The following is a 15,710-nucleotide window of genomic DNA, read 5'->3' as shown; positions in this document are numbered from 1 at the left end:
CCAGACCCTGCCCGATATCCGCCGGCGCCCGGGATGACGGAGCGATCATGTCGTGCATAACGAAAAACGCCCGGGCAAAGCCGGGCGTTTCGGGTCTCGAAAAGAAGGCTGCGATTAGGCGATGGTCTTGCCGAAGGCGACGGCGGTGTCGCCCATGCGGTTGGAGAAGCCCCATTCATTGTCGTACCAGGACAGCACCGAAACGAAGTTGCCGTCCATGACCTTGGTCTGGTCGAGCGCCATGACCGAGGAATGCGGGTCGTGGTTGAAGTCGATCGAGACGTTCGGGTGATGGGTGACGCCGAGAATACCCTTCAGCTTGCCGTTGGAGGCGGCGATCACCACTTCGTTGATCTCCTGCACCGTGGTCGAGCGCTTGGCGATGAACTTGAGGTCGACGACCGAGACGTTCGGGGTCGGCACGCGGATCGAGATGCCGTCGAGCTTGCCCTTGAGGTCAGGTAGCACCAGGCCGATCGCCTTGGCGGCACCGGTTGAGGTCGGGATCTGTGAGAGGGCTGCGGCGCGGGCGCGGTAGAGATCCTTGTGCATGGTGTCCAGCGTCGGCTGGTCGCCAGTGTAGGAGTGGATCGTCGTCATCATGCCCTTTTCGATGCCGACCGCGTCGTGCAGCACTGCGGCCAGCGGTGCCAGGCAGTTGGTGGTGCAGGAGGCGTTGGAGATGACGATGTGGTCCTTGGTCAGCTTGTCGTGGTTGATGCCGTAAACGACCGTGAGGTCGGCGCCTTCGGCCGGTGCCGAGACGAGGACGCGCTTGGCGCCGGCGGTCAGGTGCGCGGCGGCCTTGTCGCGGGCGGTGAAGATGCCGGTGCATTCGAGCGCGATGTCGATGCCGAGTTCCTTCCACGGCAGCTGCGTCGGATCCTTGATCGCCGTGACCTTGAAGGTCTCCTTGCCGACGGTGATCTGGTCGCCGGACACCGACACTTCATGCGGGAAGCGGCCATGCACGCTGTCGTAGCGCAGCAGATGCGCGTTGGTCTCGACCGGGCCGAGGTCGTTGACGGCGACGACGTCGATGTCCTTGCGGCCGGATTCATGGATGGCGCGCAGGATGTTGCGGCCGATGCGGCCAAATCCGTTGATGGCAACTCTGACGGTCATTTTTCTCTCCCTGGGAGCTGGAGGCAATTGGGTCCGCTGCTTCATAGCGGCGGACGGGCGAAGAATCCAGCCATGCAAGGCGTGGATTTAAATCGATTAGGTTGGGCCAGCCCGCGAAATCGCATGAAGCAATTCGCGGGCCGCCCGCAATGCCTTACTTGCCGTGCAGGCGGGCTTCCGCCGCCTTCGCGGCCGCATCGGCGGTGATGCCAAAATGCGGATAGAGCTGTTCGATCGTGCCGGAGGCGCCGAAGCCGGTCATGCCGATGAAGATGCCGTCGGTGCCGATGAGATGATCCCAGCCCTGGCGGATGCCGGCCTCGATGGCGATCTTCACCGGCGCGTTGCCGATCGTCTTGTTGCGGTAGTCCTCGCTCTGCTGGTCGAACAGTTCGAAGCAGGGCACCGAGACGACGCGGGTCGGATGACCGTGCTTTTCCAGCAGTTCGCGGGCACCAAGCGCGATCTCGACCTCGGAACCGGTGGCGAAGATCGTCACCGCGGCTTCGCCGCTGGCTGCGGCCAGTTCGTAGGCGCCCTGGCTGCTGAGGTTCTTGGCGGCGTATTCGGTGCGCACCGTCGGCAGGTTCTGGCGGGTCAGCGCCAGCGTCGAAGGTGTCTTTTTCGACTCGATCGCCAACTGCCAGCATTCGGCGGTTTCGACCGCGTCGGCCGGGCGGAACACATTGTGGTTCGGAATGGCGCGCAGTGCCGCCAGATGCTCGACCGGCTGGTGGGTCGGGCCGTCTTCGCCCAGACCAATGGAATCATGGGTCATGACGAAGATCGAGCCGATGCCCATCAGCGAGGCAAGGCGCATCGACGGACGGGCGTAGTCGGAAAAGCACATGAATGTGCCGCCATAGGCGATCAAGCCGCCATGCAGCGTCAGGCCGTTGAGCGCCGCCGCCATGCCATGCTCGCGGATGCCGTAGTGGACATAGCGCTGGCCGTAATCGTCCGGGGTGATGTTCTTGGTCTGGCTGGTCTTGGTGTTGTTGGAGCCGGTCAGGTCGGCGGAGCCGCCGATGGTCTCCGGCACCGCGCCGTTGATGACTTCGAGCGCCATTTCCGACGATTTACGGGTGGCGACCTTCGGCTTGTCGGCCGAGAGCTTCTTCTTGTAGTCGGCAATGACGGCATCGAAATTCGACGGCAGCTTGCCGGCCATGCGGCGCTCGAACTCGGCCTGCAGCGTGGCGTCGGCCTTGACGAGACGGCCTTCCCAGTCGCTGCGCGCCTTGGCGCCGGCCTTGCCGGCGGCGCGCCATGCGTCGAGGATGTCGGCCGGAATCTCGAAAGGCGCCGAATCCCAGCCGAAGAATTTCCTGGCGCCGGCGATTTCCTCGGCGCCGAGCGGCGAGCCATGCGCCTTGTTGGTGCCGGCCTTGGTCGGGGCGCCGAAGCCGATGGTGGTCTTGCAGGCGATCATCGTCGGCTTGTCGGAATGGCGCGCCGCCTCGATGGCATAGGCGATCGCTTCCGGATCCTGGCCGTCGATGTGGCTGGCGTTCCAGCCGGAGGCCTGGAAGCGCGCGACCTGGTCGGTGTTGTCGGCCAGCGAAACCGGGCCATCGATGGAGATGTTGTTGTTGTCCCAGAACACGATCAGCTTGTTGAGCTTGAGATGGCCTGCCAGCGTGATGGCTTCCTGGGAGACGCCTTCCATCAGGCAGCCGTCACCGGCCAGCACATAGGTGTAGTGGTCGACGAGGTCGTTGCCGAAGGCGGCGTTCATGATGCGCTCGCCGAGCGCGAAGCCCACCGAATTGGCGAGGCCCTGGCCGAGCGGGCCGGTGGTCGTCTCGATGCCGGCGGCGTGGCCGTATTCAGGGTGGCCCGCGGTCTTCGAGCCGAGCTGGCGGAAATTCTTGATCTGGTCGAGGGTCATGTCCTCGTAGCCGGTCAGATGGAGCAGCGAATAGAGCACCATCGAGCCGTGGCCGGCCGACAGGATGAAGCGGTCGCGGTCGGCCCAATGCGGAGCCTTGGCGTCGAATTTCAGGAAGCGGGTGAACAGCACGGTGGCGATGTCGGCGCAGCCCATCGGCAGGCCGGGGTGGCCGGAATTTGCCTTCTCGACGGCGTCCATGGAGAGAAAACGGATCGCGTTGGCCATCCGATCATGTTGTTCACGCGAGGTCATGCTTCCTCCGGGGTGGGGGTTTGGGGCCTTGGGAGAGGCCTGGAGAGGGTGCGCGACACATAGCAGGCGCGGCCCTTGAGTCAACAAATCGGTGCGTTTTTGCCGGGCTTGTGATGCCGCAACCCCTCTACATTAGCGTTAGCAGGGGACAGTCGCGAGAGCTTTGTTGACGTCGCCTTCACACGGCGCCTAATGTTTCCGACATAACGCGTTCTGAACGCGAACGATTCGGTGATGGGCAGGGTACAGGACAAAGCCATGACCGGGGAAACGACGCTCAAGGAAGTCATAGCCCGGCTGGGTAAAGCCATCGAGGGCCTTGAAAACGCCGTCGCGGCCAAGCTCGAGCACGAGCGCGACTATTCGGAAGCCGAGGCCGAGGTGCAGCGCATGAACGCCGACCGCTCCAGGTTGGCGCAGGAACTCGACAATTCCGAAGCGCGCGCCGAACGGCTGGAAGATGCCAACAAGGAAGTGTCGCGCCGGCTGGTGACCGCGATGGAAACCATCCGCGCGGTACTGGACAGGTAGGCCCATGGCACAGGTTACGGTTTCCATCGACGGCAAGCAGTATCGCATGGCCTGCGACGAGGGCCAGGAAGAGCACCTGATCGACCTTGCCGAGCGCTTCGACCGCTATGTTTCGCATCTGAAGGATTCTTTTGGCGAGATCGGCGACCAGCGGCTGACCGTCATGGCCGGTATCATGGTCATGGACGAGCTTTCGGAACTGCAAAAACGCGTCAAGGGCATGGAGAGTGAAGTGCTGACCCTGCGCAAGACGCGCGACGAGGCGCTGACCAAGGCCGACAAAAGCGATTCCGTGCTGACCAGCGCGCTTGGCGCGCTCGCCCAGCGCATGGAGGATCTGGCCACTACCCTGGCGGTGAAGAAGGCCTGAGAACTGCCCGGCTGCGGGTGTCCCGGAAGAATTGCTGCATTTCCACGAAAAGGGCGAAAATTATTCGCCATAGGTCTCGGCGCCGGTGTCCGCCAGCGTTTTAAGGATGCTCCTACAGTGCTAAGAAGACCAGGCGGCGCCGGCGGGCTGACTGTGCCGGCGGCAAAGTCAAAGGGTAGGGACACGTCATGAGTCTTCGTATCAACGATATCGCGCCGGATTTCACGGCCGAAACCACGCAAGGCACAATCAGCTTCCACGAATGGATCGGCGACGGCTGGGCGGTGCTTTTCAGCCATCCGAAGAATTTCACGCCGGTCTGCACGACCGAGCTCGGCACCATGGCCGGGCTGGAGGGCGAATTCAAAAAACGCAACGTCAAGATCATCGGCATTTCGGTCGACCCGGTCTCGAGCCACGACAAATGGCAGGACGACATCAAGACCGCGACAGGCCAGGTGGTGAAATACCCGCTGATCGGCGACAAGGAACTCAAGGTCGCCAAGCTTTACGAGATGCTGCCGGCGGGCGCCGGCGAAACCTCGGAAGGGCGCACGCCGGCCGACAACGCCACGGTGCGTTCGGTCTACGTCATCGGCCCGGACAAGAAGATCAAGCTGGTGCTCACCTATCCGATGACCACCGGCCGCAACTTCGACGAGATCCTGCGCGTCATCGACTCCATCCAGCTGACGGCCAAGCATCAGGTGGCGACGCCGGCCAACTGGAAGCAGGGCGAGGACGTCATCATCACCGCCGCGGTCTCCAACGAGGACGCGATCAAGCGCTTCGGCGCCTTCGACACCATTTTGCCTTATCTGAGAAAGACCAAGCAGCCCACGGCGTGAGCTCCCTTCTCCCCGTCCCTATACGGGGAGAAGGTGCCGGCAGGCGGATGAGGGGCGGCGCGGCGTTCGATGATGACCGCGCCCCAGCTCGTTCCGATTGTTGCCCTGGAAGAACAAACCCGCAGTCTCGGCGCTGCCCCTCATTGCCCTGCCGGGCATTTCTCCCCGTATAGGGACGGGGAGAAACGGCTGTGCCGCCGATTTCGCCAATCGCATGTGTTGCAACAAGCGGCACCAAATGAAACGGCGGCGCCAGATCCTGGCGCCGCCGTTTTGTCTTTTGCGTAGTGCCTCGAGCTTATCAAGCCGCCGGCTGTGCCTCGATGGTGCGCAGCGCCTGCATCTGGCGCTTGGCGGCGGCCTTGACCGCATCCTGCACCTTCTCGAAGGCGCGCACCTCGATCTGGCGCACGCGTTCGCGGCTGATGTCGAACTCGGTCGACAGCTCTTCAAGCGTCAGCGGCTCCTCGGCCAGGCGGCGCGCCTCGAAGATGCGCCGCTCGCGTTCGTTGAGCACGGCAAGAGCGCCCGATAGCATGGTGCGCCGGTTTTCCAGCTCATCCTGCTCGATCAGCATCTCTTCCTGGCTTTCGTGGTCGTCGACCAGCCAGTCCTGCCATTCGCCGGACTCGCCTTCGCTCGCCCGGATGGGCGCATTGAGCGAGGCGTCGCCCGACAGGCGGCGGTTCATCGACACCACTTCCGCTTCGGAGACGTTGAGCCGGGTGGCGATCTCGGCGATCTGGTCAGGCTTCAGGTCGCCATCGTCGAGCGCCTGGATCTTGCCCTTCACCTTGCGCAGGTTGAAGAACAGGCGCTTCTGGTTGGCGGTGGTGCCCATCTTGACCAGGCTCCACGAGCGCAGGATGTATTCCTGGATCGAGGCCTTGATCCACCACATGGCATAGGTGGCGAGCCGGAAGCCGCGCTCCGGTTCGAATTTCTTGACGGCCTGCATCAGGCCGACATTGCCTTCCGAGATCACCTCGCCGATCGGCAGGCCGTAGCCGCGATAGCCCATGGCGATCTTGGCGACGAGCCTCAAATGGCTGGTGACGAGCTTGTGCGCAGCCGTTGTGTCCTCATGCTCGGCGTAGCGCTTGGCGAGCATGTACTCTTCCTGCGGCTGAAGCATCGGAAAGCGGCGGATTTCTTCCAGGTAGCGGCTGAGGCCGCCTTCGCCGGAAACGATACTGGGTAGTGACTGGGCCATGGTAGCGCCCCCTCTCTATTGGAGTGATGCCCCCGAAACGCGGCGGGCATGTGACGCGAGCACCAAAAGGCTCGCTCGCGGCAACTGGTGTATATAGGAACAAAACCAGAAAAGACAGGCATTTGTTCAACACGAAACAGTGTGTCACGCCAAAGTGAACAACGCCAGTCAGGTTTTTTGATGGTTGGTTTGAAGCGTCTTGATGACGGGCTCAGAGCTTGCGGAAGCCGCCGACGAGTGCCTCCATGTCCCTCGGTATCGGCGCCTCGAACCGCATCGTCAGATGGGTGGCGGGGTGGCGAAATTCAAGTAGGCGCGCGTGCAGTGCCTGTCGCGGAAATGCCTTGACCTCGCTTCGCAACGGCTCGGGCAGCCGATTGGCCTTGGTGCGGAAGGCCTGGCCATAATCGGGGTCGCCAACCACCGGATGACCGATATGGGCCATGTGGACGCGGATCTGGTGGGTGCGGCCGGTTTCCAGCCGGCACTCGACCAGGCTGGCGGTCGCAAACTCCTGCTGCAGCTCGCCGAAGCGCTCGACCACGGTGAAATGGGTAACAGCAGGGCGGGCATCGTCGCGGCCCTCCGGCACCACGGCGCGGCGCACGCGGTCGGCGGCGCGGCCGAGCGGCGCGTCGACCGTACCGGTCGGCCTTGGCGGGATGTCCCAGACCAAAGCCAGATAGGCGCGCTGGAGGTCGCCGGTCCGCCCATGGTCGGCAAAGGCCTCCGACAGCGCCTTGTGGGCACGATCGGTCTTGGCGACGACCATGACGCCGCTGGTCTCCTTGTCGAGGCGGTGGACGATGCCGGGCCGCTTGACGCCGCCAATCCCGGAAAGGCTGTCGCCGCAATGGTGGATCAGCGCATTGACCAGCGTGCCGGTCCAGTTGCCGGCGCCGGGATGGACGACCAGCCCGGCCGGCTTGTTGATGACGATCAGCTCGGCGTCTTCATAGAGGATGTCGAGAGCGATCGCCTCGCCTTGCGGCGTGGCCGGCTCCGGCTCCGGCATGACGACCGACACCACGTCGCCGGCGGCCAGCTTGCGCTTGGCTTCGTCGACAGGCTTGCCGCCGATCCTGACCGCGCCCTGCTTGATCAGCATCTGCACCCGATTACGCGACATATCCGGCCCGAGCATTCCGGCCAGCCACTGGTCGAGGCGCTGGCCGGCCGCCTCGGTCCCGGCCTCCAGCACGGTCGGCGCGGCCTCTATGAATTGCTGGGTGTCTTCGCTATGAGCGCTCATCGAAAGAAAGTTCCGGAATATTTGTCATGTCCAGGCCTATTGCCGACGAAGACCAAGAAAAGCCGCTCGACCCCGAAGTCGAAGGCGTGCGGAAGAAACTCTTGCGCTTCATGGCCATCAATCTCGGCCTGCTGTTGCTCGCCCTTATGGTGGTGATCGGAGCGCTTGTCTACAAAGCCCGCAAGGCGCCGCCCGCCAGCCCGCCATTGGCCAGCGACATCCAGGTGCCGGCCGGCGAGCCGGTCAGCGGCGACATCGTGCTGCCCGTCGGCGCAAGGGTGGTCAGCCAGTCGCTGTCCGGCAACCGCATCTCGATCGATGCCGAGCTTGCCGACGGCAGCCGCACCATATTCGTCTACGACATTGCCGAGCGCCGTATCATCGGCCGCTTTGCGATCCGGAACAAATGACCGGGTTCGCCGAGCATCGCCGGGTGGCCACCGTCGCGCTGGTGGTCAGAAACTACGACGAGGCGATCGCCTGGTATGTCGAGCGGCTGGGCTTTGTCCTGACCGAGGATGTCGATCTCGGCGGCGGCAAGCGCTGGGTCACGGTGACGCCGGCCGACGGCCAGGGCGCGCGGCTGCTGCTGGCCGAAGCGTCCGACGAGGAGCAGGAAAGCCGCATCGGCAACCAGACCGGCGGCCGCGTCTTTCTGTTCCTCGAAACGTCCGACTTTGCCAGGGATCATCAGGCAATGCTGGAAAAGGGCGTCGAATTCCGCGAAGCGCCGCGCCATGAGGCTTACGGCACGGTGGCAGTGTTTGCCGATCTCTACGGAAATCTGTGGGACCTGATCGAGCCGAAACGATAGGCTTGCGCCGGACATTTCGAGGCTTTCACCAAACGTCGGAAGCCCAGTTGCTTTTTCCCAACCGTCAGCCTATATCGCCGGTTCTTGAACGCGCCCATCGTCTAGCGGTCAGGACACCGCCCTCTCACGGCGGGAACAGGGGTTCGATTCCCCTTGGGCGTACCACTTCCGTGCAAAACTGCGAGCATAGAACAAGGCAGACCTTTTCCACCGGCGGCCTGTTCAATCCAAACCTTCTCTGATCTCGGGGCGGACGGTGCTGCCGTTCTTAATGGGGGCGTGAGGGCGGTTGACGGTCCCAAGGAAATGATCTTTGTATCCCCAAGCCCACTCGCGGGCCATAAACGTCATGACATGACGGAAAGTGTTTCTCCAGCCGTGAGAGGGCATGGTGGTCGAGGGCCGTTTTTTCTCCGGTAAGGCTGAGGAGAAAGCGGCTCGGATCCTCGTGATCATGCTTCTAGGCGTCGCCGCCGTTTACGTGGCGTTTGCCCTGACGCCTTCGCATTATGCGGTTGGTCTGCGCTATCTTGGCGTAGAGGATGCAAGCCCATTACTGCTTTCGGCTCGCCCCATCCGGTCGGACGAGTGGATTGTCCTGACGCCGCTGTTTCAAACCGCGGTTCGCGGCGGCTTTTCCACAATCAACCAGATTTCACCCTACCATGAGTCTCTCAAGGGTTTCTGGGCGCTGCCCATCCTGGACTGGTCCCTCGTTTTCAAACCCCAACCCTGGGGTTTTTGGGTGTTGCCTCCGGCCTATGCCTACTCCCTCTATTTTGCGGCACTGTGGGCTACATTCCTTGCCGGATACGCAAGAAAATTCCCTTGAGAAGGAACCGCGTCGCTTGAGAAGGAACCGAGTGCGGCTGTGAGATAGCCACATGTGGACCCTAGAAACAGGACCCTAATGTAAGGCATACCGACAAACACACCAATTTTCATATGAATTATCAAAAAGATAGACCAACGTAGAATACCCAACGAACGACTTTGGAAAGACGACGACCTGAGAAAAACGCTCCACTATGCGAATTGAGGGTTCTATGTGATCGCGACGACAGGTTTGGCGTATGGAATTTCCCTTTCGAGGAGAAGAAACATCCATTGAAAGTGATTGTACCCTTAGATCGAGGAGATTGCCCCGGTCTCACACCACGCGCCGAAGCCGGCATTGAAACATGCTATTTTCGACCTGACTTCCCGCACAGCTCCAGAAAGGACGGATACGGCATGGGTGGGCTTGGCGGGCTGATGGCGTTGTCGTGGCCGACAAATGAAGTTGACTTGAATGACAGCGGCGCAAGGGGGGCCGGTCCCGATTTGCGGCACCGGAGGGTATCCCTCCTAGAGTTAGCTTGCTTCTAGATCGCAGTAGATTTTTTCTGACTTCCTGCTGCTTAACCGTGCACGTCAAAGGCGACCTGTGGCTCAAGCAGGTCCCGGTCACGAGCAGCCTTTGTCTTGGCGACAGGTGACCCTACAGTGGCGATTGCTATGCGGCTGGTGTCCCAGTGACCTCATATGACCGCTGGCAGCCTTCAAGGCTGGCTTTGGCCGGTGGTCCATTTAGCTTGGTACGCGGCAACGCGGCCCCGCGACAGTCGGTCTAGACACAGGTTTCGGGCCGCAATCAAGGACGGGGGTCTAAAACCATGCAGCTCAAGAAAACACGGCTGGGAAAACCCCAGGCCGCCATTCTAAACCGCTGTCGTCATCAGCCTTTCGCTGCTTTCCGCCGCTCCGACCTCAATGTCTTGTTGCACCAACTGAGAACCTTCTACATGCTTACCCGAATGCACGGGTGAGCACATGGCTGCGCAGCGGGTGACAGATTCCACTAGGAAACGCCGGGGGACGAACTCTTGGCTAAACACGGGCAGGCTACCTGTTTGGTCCGCACTGTTGCTGGTAGGGGGCCTTGCCGCGAAATCGCTCATTTCTGACTTCCTCAGCCTCACGGCGCTGTAGTCGCTGGCAGCCTGTTCGCGCGAGATTTGCCCGCTGAGGCGCAGTATCCGCTTGCCAGCACTTTCCACGGCTCAAACGCTTTGTCGGCTACCGTCGGGCTTTCTCGGCAACGATAAGAGTAGTGGCGCCCAAAGGTCCAGCCAGTTAGATTTTTTCGCAATTTTACCGAAACAGAATCTATCTTAGCTAAGCTCTAATTCTCTTCGCGGAAATCCTGCTGCGAGGCGTGGCCCAGCTTCTCTTGGCCTCGCCTGTTCAAAGGAACTAAGGTCGTCCATTAGCCATAGCTTTCGAGTTAGACCAGTGCCTGGTCAGAATCGCTTCAACATGGCGCGCATCCTGCGCAATCTGATGCGAAGCCTGTTGCGGCTGCGGTAGAATCCCAATATTTGTGCCACTTCTTTCCGGCGTCTCTTTGCGATCGCAATGCAGATATCCGGATTTTGCCACGCCAGCAGCAATTGAGCTTGCCAAACGTTCCCCCTCGCGAACACTCTCGAATGAAATATGCTTGAGCTGAGTTGCCGATGACGAAGCAAGATTCCGTTCCGATGAATGATCTGAAGCGCTTGTATGACCGCTATCAGGTCGAAATCGAGCGTGAAGTCGCGAGCACGCTGCGTTCGGGATGGTGGCTGAATGGCGCGATGGGCAAAAGATTTGCGGCAAATTTTTCCAGGCTCATAGGTGTTTCGGAATGCGTCCTTGTGGCCAACGGGACAGATGCTCTCGAATTTGCCTTGGCTGCGGTCGTCAAGCTCGATGCCACGCGCGGGCGCGAAGTCATCATGGCGGCCAATGCCGGGGGCTATGCTAGCTGCGCCTGCTGGCACAACGACCTCATTCCGCACTATGTCGACATCGAACCGGCGAGCCAGCTCGCAGGCGTTCAGTCAGTGCTGGACGCAGCCAGCGCCGACACCGCCGCTATCGTCATTACCCACCTTTATGGCGGTGTCGTCGATGTCCGCGCCATCAGGGCCGGACTTGCCGAGGCTGGCCTCGCGCACATTCCGATCGTCGAGGATTGCGCCCAGGCGCATGGGGCACGGATCGGCAGCGACATGGCGGGTTCGCTTGGAGATATCTCCACGTTCAGCTTCTATCCAACCAAGAATCTGGGCGCCATGGGCGACGGCGGCGCCGTTCTGGCCTCCAACCCCGCGGCAGCCGAGCATGTGCGGCGGCTGCAACAATACGGCTGGAGCTCAAAATATCACGTCGGTGTGCCATACGGCCGCAACTCTCGCATGGACGAAGTTCAGGCGGCGATACTGGACGTTCTCCTGCCCGCCCTGGGCGAGCGCAACGAACAACGCCGTGCCATTCTGGGGCGATACAAGTCGGTCGCCAGACATAGGTTGCAATTCCTGGAAGGAGGGGAAGGCGCAGTCGCGCACCTCGCGGTCACGCTTTGCGACGATCGAGACGCATTCAGGGCGTTCATGAAAGAGCGGGGAGTAGACACCGAAATTCACTATCCCGTTCTCGACTGCGATCAGATCGGTTGGGCCGGCTTGCCTATGAAGGGAACGGATAATCTCGCAGTTTCAAGAGCCAGCGTCAGCCGTCTCTGTTCGGTGCCATGCTATCCCGACATGACGAATGAAGAGGTAGAGCAGGTGTGCCTGGCACTCGCCGAATGGGAGGCCATGTGACCACACGTTCGATCGTTTTCCCGATCTATCGGAACCAGGCGAACATCCCCTCCCTCTTGCTGGCGGTCGCCAACTTTCATTCCCGCTATCAGGGCGACATCGAATTCGTCTTTGTCGTCGATGGGTCACCGGATGAATCCGGCGCCCTCCTGGTCAAGGAGTTGAAGTGCTCCGGCTACGACTACAAGATCATCTTCCATAGCAGGAATTTTGGCTCCTTTACCGCCATTCGAACCGGGCTCGAGCACGCATCGGGCAACCTGGTGGCGGCAATGGCCGCCGACCTACAGGAGCCGCCGGAACTGATCGAAGAATTCTTTTCGATACTGGAAAAGGACGGAGCGGATGTCGTGTTTGGGCGCCGAGCGGGCCGCAATGATCCGCCCTTGACCCGCTTTCTATCCAGGGCCTTTTGGGCTGCCTACCGCAGGCTCGTCCTGCCCAGCATGCCGAGCGGCGGGGTCGATATCTTCGCCTGCAACCGCCAGGTGCTGGACGCGATCCTGTCAATTGAAGAGCCGAACAGTTCGCTTGTCGTGCAACTGTTCTGGGTCGGTTTCAGGCGCGAATTCGTGCCGTATTGCAGGCGCGAGCGAGAACATGGAACAAGCGCCTGGAGCATGGCACGCCGGTTTAGATACATGATGGACAGCATCCTCTCGTTCTCTGACTTTCCAATAATGCTGACGCTGTGGGTGGGCTTTGCAGGGTGCGCCTTGAGCCTCATATTTGCCGCCGTGACGGTGGTTGCCCGCTTGCTTGGCAACATCGACCCTGCCGGCTACACGACGCTGGTGCTGCTCATCGTGGGCTTCGGATCGGCCAGTCTCGCGGTTCAGGGTATTCTCGGCTGTTATCTGTGGCGCGCGGTTGAGAACACCAAGTCGCGGCCGCTTAGGATAATAAGCCGCGTCGTCGATGGGACCGCCAAATGACCGAAAAGGCTTTCTATGTTCATGATCGCGGCATTTGCGAAAGTTCGCATGTCGGTGACGGGACACGAATCTGGGCGTTCGCCCACGTCCTGCCCGGCGCCGTGATCGGCTCGAATTGCAACATTTGCGATCATGTTTTCATCGAGAACGATGTGATCGTCGGCGATGAAGTGACCATAAAGAGCGGAGTTCAACTGTGGGACGGCATTCGCCTGGGCAACCGCGTGTTTGTTGGCCCGAATGCGACGTTCACCAATGACCGGTTCCCCCGTTCCAAGGAATATCCCGAGACGTTTCTGCTGACCACCGTCGAGGATGGCGCGTCAATCGGCGCCAACGCGACAATTCTACCAGGCGTGACCATCGGTCGTCAGGCGATGATCGGGGCCGGCGCCGTGGTGATAAAGAACGTTCCACCCAATGCCGTGGTGGTCGGAAATCCCGCCATTATCATCGGCTACCAGACCGGCCCACAAATCCAGCCGACCGTGACGCAGACCTTCCCTGCCACGGCGGGCGAGAAAATGCCGCTTGGCATCGGCGGGTGCGAACTCTGGCGGCAGCCGCATTTTGGCGATTTGCGCGGCGAGATCGCGCCACTCGAATTCGGTACGAACCTGCCTTTCAAGCCGGCCCGCTCATTCCTGGTCTACGGCGTTCCTTCAGACAAGGTGAGGGGCGAGCATGCGCATCGCGAGTGCCACCAGTTCCTTATCGCGGCCCATGGTCGCCTTTCGGTCGTCGTGGACAATGGCCGTGACAGGAAAGAAGTGTCATTGACCGACCCTTCGATCGGCCTCTATCTGCCGCCCGGAGTTTGGGGAATCCAGTACAAGTTCCAGCCAGACACGGCCCTGCTGGTGATGGCCTCGCATCCATATGATGCAGGCGACTACATCAGGGACTATTCGGATTTCCTCGATGCGGTCGGGCAGGATGGCCACTGATCGTGTGGGCGGAGATGCATTCCGCTTTCTTGTTGCCGGCAGCCTGAACACCGCGCTGACCAGCCTCATATATTTCGCCGGCCTCAGTGTGCTCCCGTCGAGTTTTTCTTACGGACTCGCCTGGCTGGCCGGCCTCGTGTTTGCGATGGTGTTCTATCCCGATCGTGTCTTTCCGGGAGGCCGTACGGGCTTTGCGGACCGGCTGGCAATCGGCGGCTCGATCGCGGTCGTGTTCCTGATCGGATTGCTTAGCCTTCATGTCCTCGAAGGCGTTCTGCAAAACAATGCGGCGGCATTCTTCGTGACCCTTGCCACGACGACCGTCCTCAACTTTCTGATTTCTCGATGGATACTTCGCAGACCATGCTGACACGCCCAGGCACAATCCGACCGGCTATCAATCTTTTTGCGATCTTTGCCGTGATGTATTTTCATGAACTGGCTTCGTTCCAACTGTCAATCGATGAAGAGCTAGCCGCCTTCAGAACCGATGCGTCAGTCTGGATTGCCCAAGGGCGTTGGGGTGCGTACCTGATCGAGACATTTCTCATACCACATCCGGTGATGCCCTTCCTGGCGCCGGCAGTCTTTGGTGTCTGTTGCGTTGCCGCCTACCTGCTTGTTATGGACGCGATCGACAAGCAAGAACTGTTCGTCGCCGAGTATGCGTGCTTTGCTATCTTCTGCGGCTTTCCGACCTGGTTCTTCATTGTCGAATTTTATTCCAACATTGCTGCGGTAGGGATCGGGTTGACTGCCATCGCCCTTGCGCTTTGGCTGATCAGCAAGAAGGACATCCCGGTGGCGAGTTCGCACTTCTTCGTTGCGATAGCTGCCGGAGGTTTTGCGATCTCTATCTATCAGAGTTTTGCCCCGGCGATTCTGGTATTGGGAATCGCTGTAACGGTTCTGAAGGTGCGGGCCGGCAATGATGGATCCCTGCTAAACGATCTGATCCGTACCGTCGTCCTGTTTGACGGCTCCGCGATAGTCTACGTTGTTGGCAATGTAATTTTCAAATCAATCACCTCTATTGGAACAGAATATATAGAGTCATTTTTCCAGCCGGGTTTCCTGTTTCAACATCCGATGGTAGTGACAGGGCGCGTGCTGGAGGCAATGAGGGGAGCGTATGGCTTGGGCCATGACACCTATGGTGTCGTTTTGTGGGCAGTTCCGCCGTTGCTGATCTTAGGCGGTTGGACGCTTTTAAAGGACCTCCCCCGCACGAAGTTGCTCCTGCTCGCAGCCGCCCTTGTCGCGCTACTTATCCCTTTCGGCGTTCATCTTATAACTGCAGGCAACCTGCCCGTCAGAAGCCTCGTTGGCGCGCCGATAGCAGTGTGGCTCTTTGCCTACCTTGCGGTGACAAGCAGGAATACCAGGATCAGCATTGCGTCGGCGATCTTACTCGGAGTGACAATTTTTCAAATCCTGGTGATCCAGAACTATCGTCAGACGTCCAGCTATCTTGTCGACAAGCACGATATGCTTTTGGCAGCTTCCATCTACAATAGACTGTCCGAGACCCCGGGCTTTGACGCAAAGCACGCCTACGCTCTAAGTGTGTTCGGCGCCCAGCCATTTGTGACGAACTATCCCAAACCGCCCAGTTCGACTGTCGGTTACTCCTTCTTCGAGTGGGACGGCGGCAATCCTCAGCGCATCGCCTCCTATATGAAATTGCTCGGCTACTCCAATCTAAATAGGCCAACTCTGGATCAAGTCGACCAGACTGTCGCTCGTCTTTCAACAATGCCTGTGTGGCCAGCTCGGGGCAGTCTGCAAATCAGGAACGACATCGTATTGATAAGACTTGGCGAAACACCAAGCGCCGCCAACGCGCAGGCGCTTGCCCGTATCGCCGACCATTGAGGCGCCGTCGCACCTTCGCGATCTG

The 15,710-nt window shown here is 60.4% G+C and carries 15 protein-coding genes, 1 tRNA gene and 1 pseudogene; 13 read left to right on the top strand and 4 right to left on the bottom strand.

The genetic code is table 11. The annotated features are described in order from the left end of the window. Positions 1-114: 114 nt before the first annotated feature. Both gap and tkt read right to left on the bottom strand, forming a co-directional pair. A complete protein-coding gene (gap, locus tag ACSQ3Z_RS00775) occupies positions 115-1,125 on the bottom strand; it encodes a type I glyceraldehyde-3-phosphate dehydrogenase (RefSeq protein WP_436169520.1) in 1,011 nt (336 codons plus the stop codon). 154 nt (positions 1,126-1,279) lie between these two features. After that, positions 1,280-3,271 carry a transketolase gene (gene tkt, locus ACSQ3Z_RS00770; protein ID WP_436169519.1) on the bottom strand — a complete coding sequence of 664 codons (1,992 nt, stop codon included), beginning with the start codon at positions 3,269-3,271 and terminating at the stop codon, positions 1,280-1,282. Between the two features lie 258 nt (positions 3,272-3,529). Here tkt and ACSQ3Z_RS00765 point away from each other — a divergent pair, with 258 nt between their 5' ends. From ACSQ3Z_RS00765 to ACSQ3Z_RS00755, 3 genes are all read left to right on the top strand, one after another. Then, on the top strand, positions 3,530-3,802 hold the full coding sequence (locus tag ACSQ3Z_RS00765; protein ID WP_006200774.1) for a DUF4164 domain-containing protein: 273 nt from the start codon (positions 3,530-3,532) through the stop codon (positions 3,800-3,802). 4 nt (positions 3,803-3,806) lie between these two features. Then, entirely contained in the window at positions 3,807-4,172 is a 366-nt protein-coding gene (locus tag ACSQ3Z_RS00760; protein ID WP_120013473.1) for a cell division protein ZapA, read from the top strand. Between the two features lie 188 nt (positions 4,173-4,360). Beyond that, positions 4,361-5,020 (top strand): peroxiredoxin, encoded by a 660-nt coding sequence (locus ACSQ3Z_RS00755; protein WP_120013472.1) that lies wholly within the window; start codon positions 4,361-4,363, stop codon positions 5,018-5,020. A 301-nt stretch (positions 5,021-5,321) separates the two neighbouring features. Here ACSQ3Z_RS00755 and rpoH read toward each other — a convergent pair whose 3' ends face one another. Further along, the gene (gene rpoH / locus ACSQ3Z_RS00750) at positions 5,322-6,233 is read right to left on the bottom strand and encodes an RNA polymerase sigma factor RpoH (RefSeq protein ID WP_436169518.1); all 912 of its coding nucleotides are present in this window, start codon (positions 6,231-6,233) and stop codon (positions 5,322-5,324) included. A 211-nt stretch (positions 6,234-6,444) separates the two neighbouring features. Continuing rightward, on the bottom strand, positions 6,445-7,485 hold the full coding sequence (locus ACSQ3Z_RS00745; protein ID WP_436169517.1) for an RluA family pseudouridine synthase: 1,041 nt from the start codon (positions 7,483-7,485) through the stop codon (positions 6,445-6,447). Between the two features lie 26 nt (positions 7,486-7,511). Here ACSQ3Z_RS00745 and ACSQ3Z_RS00740 point away from each other — a divergent pair, with 26 nt between their 5' ends. The 10 genes and pseudogenes from ACSQ3Z_RS00740 (at position 7,512) to ACSQ3Z_RS00695 (ending at position 15,685) form a co-directional block, all read left to right on the top strand. After that, positions 7,512-7,895, top strand: coding sequence for a fimbrial protein (locus tag ACSQ3Z_RS00740; RefSeq protein ID WP_436169516.1), 384 nt, complete (start codon positions 7,512-7,514; stop codon positions 7,893-7,895). Further along, positions 7,892-8,299, top strand: coding sequence for a VOC family protein (locus ACSQ3Z_RS00735; RefSeq protein ID WP_436169515.1), 408 nt, complete (start codon positions 7,892-7,894; stop codon positions 8,297-8,299). The genes ACSQ3Z_RS00740 and ACSQ3Z_RS00735 overlap by 4 nt, the downstream gene beginning before the upstream one ends. A 90-nt stretch (positions 8,300-8,389) precedes the next feature. Then, a tRNA-Glu gene (locus ACSQ3Z_RS00730) sits at positions 8,390-8,464 on the top strand. A 223-nt stretch (positions 8,465-8,687) separates the two neighbouring features. Further along, on the top strand, positions 8,688-9,131 hold the full coding sequence (locus tag ACSQ3Z_RS00725) for a DUF7657 domain-containing protein (RefSeq protein WP_436169514.1): 444 nt from the start codon (positions 8,688-8,690) through the stop codon (positions 9,129-9,131). Positions 9,132-10,797: 1,666 nt separating this feature from the next. Beyond that, positions 10,798-11,928 carry a DegT/DnrJ/EryC1/StrS family aminotransferase gene (locus ACSQ3Z_RS00720; protein ID WP_436169513.1) on the top strand — a complete coding sequence of 377 codons (1,131 nt, stop codon included), beginning with the start codon at positions 10,798-10,800 and terminating at the stop codon, positions 11,926-11,928. Next, positions 11,913-12,863, top strand: coding sequence for a glycosyltransferase family 2 protein (locus ACSQ3Z_RS00715; RefSeq protein WP_436169512.1), 951 nt, complete (start codon positions 11,913-11,915; stop codon positions 12,861-12,863). Before ACSQ3Z_RS00720 ends, ACSQ3Z_RS00715 begins: the two co-directional genes overlap by 16 nt. Beyond that, a pseudogene (locus ACSQ3Z_RS00710) lies at positions 12,860-12,997 on the top strand (N-acetyltransferase); the annotation flags it as partial. The gene ACSQ3Z_RS00715 and the pseudogene ACSQ3Z_RS00710, both read left to right, overlap by 4 nt. An 18-nt stretch (positions 12,998-13,015) precedes the next feature. Beyond that, a complete protein-coding gene (locus tag ACSQ3Z_RS00705) occupies positions 13,016-13,810 on the top strand; it encodes a WxcM-like domain-containing protein (protein WP_436171801.1) in 795 nt (264 codons plus the stop codon). Further along, positions 13,800-14,180 (top strand): hypothetical protein, encoded by a 381-nt coding sequence (locus ACSQ3Z_RS00700; protein WP_436169511.1) that lies wholly within the window; start codon positions 13,800-13,802, stop codon positions 14,178-14,180. The genes ACSQ3Z_RS00705 and ACSQ3Z_RS00700 overlap by 11 nt, the downstream gene beginning before the upstream one ends. Then, positions 14,156-15,685, top strand: coding sequence for a glucosyltransferase domain-containing protein (locus ACSQ3Z_RS00695; RefSeq protein WP_436169510.1), 1,530 nt, complete (start codon positions 14,156-14,158; stop codon positions 15,683-15,685). The genes ACSQ3Z_RS00700 and ACSQ3Z_RS00695 overlap by 25 nt, the downstream gene beginning before the upstream one ends. The last annotated feature ends 25 nt before the right edge of the window (positions 15,686-15,710 follow it).

It is taken from the genome of Mesorhizobium sp. LjNodule214 (genome assembly GCF_964252735.1).
Classification (GTDB): domain Bacteria; phylum Pseudomonadota; class Alphaproteobacteria; order Rhizobiales; family Rhizobiaceae; genus Mesorhizobium.
Note: the sequence above shows the minus strand (reverse complement) of the source record. Positions and strands in the feature narration are given on the sequence as shown.

Excerpts from the sequence above, each read along its gene's own strand:
- ACSQ3Z_RS00765 (WP_006200774.1), top strand. The coding sequence starts at position 3,530 with ATGACCGGGGAAACGACGCTCAAGGAAGTCATAGCCCGGCTGGGTAAA.
- tkt (WP_436169519.1), bottom strand. The coding sequence starts at position 3,271 with ATGACCTCGCGTGAACAACATGATCGGATGGCCAACGCGATCCGTTTT.
- ACSQ3Z_RS00735 (WP_436169515.1), top strand. The coding sequence starts at position 7,892 with ATGACCGGGTTCGCCGAGCATCGCCGGGTGGCCACCGTCGCGCTGGTG.
- ACSQ3Z_RS00720 (WP_436169513.1), top strand. The coding sequence starts at position 10,798 with ATGACGAAGCAAGATTCCGTTCCGATGAATGATCTGAAGCGCTTGTAT.
- gap (WP_436169520.1), bottom strand. The coding sequence starts at position 1,125 with ATGACCGTCAGAGTTGCCATCAACGGATTTGGCCGCATCGGCCGCAAC.
- ACSQ3Z_RS00745 (WP_436169517.1), bottom strand. The coding sequence starts at position 7,485 with ATGAGCGCTCATAGCGAAGACACCCAGCAATTCATAGAGGCCGCGCCG.
- ACSQ3Z_RS00695 (WP_436169510.1), top strand. The coding sequence starts at position 14,156 with ATGGATACTTCGCAGACCATGCTGACACGCCCAGGCACAATCCGACCG.
- ACSQ3Z_RS00700 (WP_436169511.1), top strand. The coding sequence starts at position 13,800 with ATGGCCACTGATCGTGTGGGCGGAGATGCATTCCGCTTTCTTGTTGCC.
- ACSQ3Z_RS00755 (WP_120013472.1), top strand. The coding sequence starts at position 4,361 with ATGAGTCTTCGTATCAACGATATCGCGCCGGATTTCACGGCCGAAACC.
- ACSQ3Z_RS00725 (WP_436169514.1), top strand. The coding sequence starts at position 8,688 with ATGGTGGTCGAGGGCCGTTTTTTCTCCGGTAAGGCTGAGGAGAAAGCG.
- ACSQ3Z_RS00760 (WP_120013473.1), top strand. The coding sequence starts at position 3,807 with ATGGCACAGGTTACGGTTTCCATCGACGGCAAGCAGTATCGCATGGCC.
- ACSQ3Z_RS00740 (WP_436169516.1), top strand. The coding sequence starts at position 7,512 with ATGTCCAGGCCTATTGCCGACGAAGACCAAGAAAAGCCGCTCGACCCC.
- rpoH (WP_436169518.1), bottom strand. The coding sequence starts at position 6,233 with ATGGCCCAGTCACTACCCAGTATCGTTTCCGGCGAAGGCGGCCTCAGC.
- ACSQ3Z_RS00715 (WP_436169512.1), top strand. The coding sequence starts at position 11,913 with ATGGGAGGCCATGTGACCACACGTTCGATCGTTTTCCCGATCTATCGG.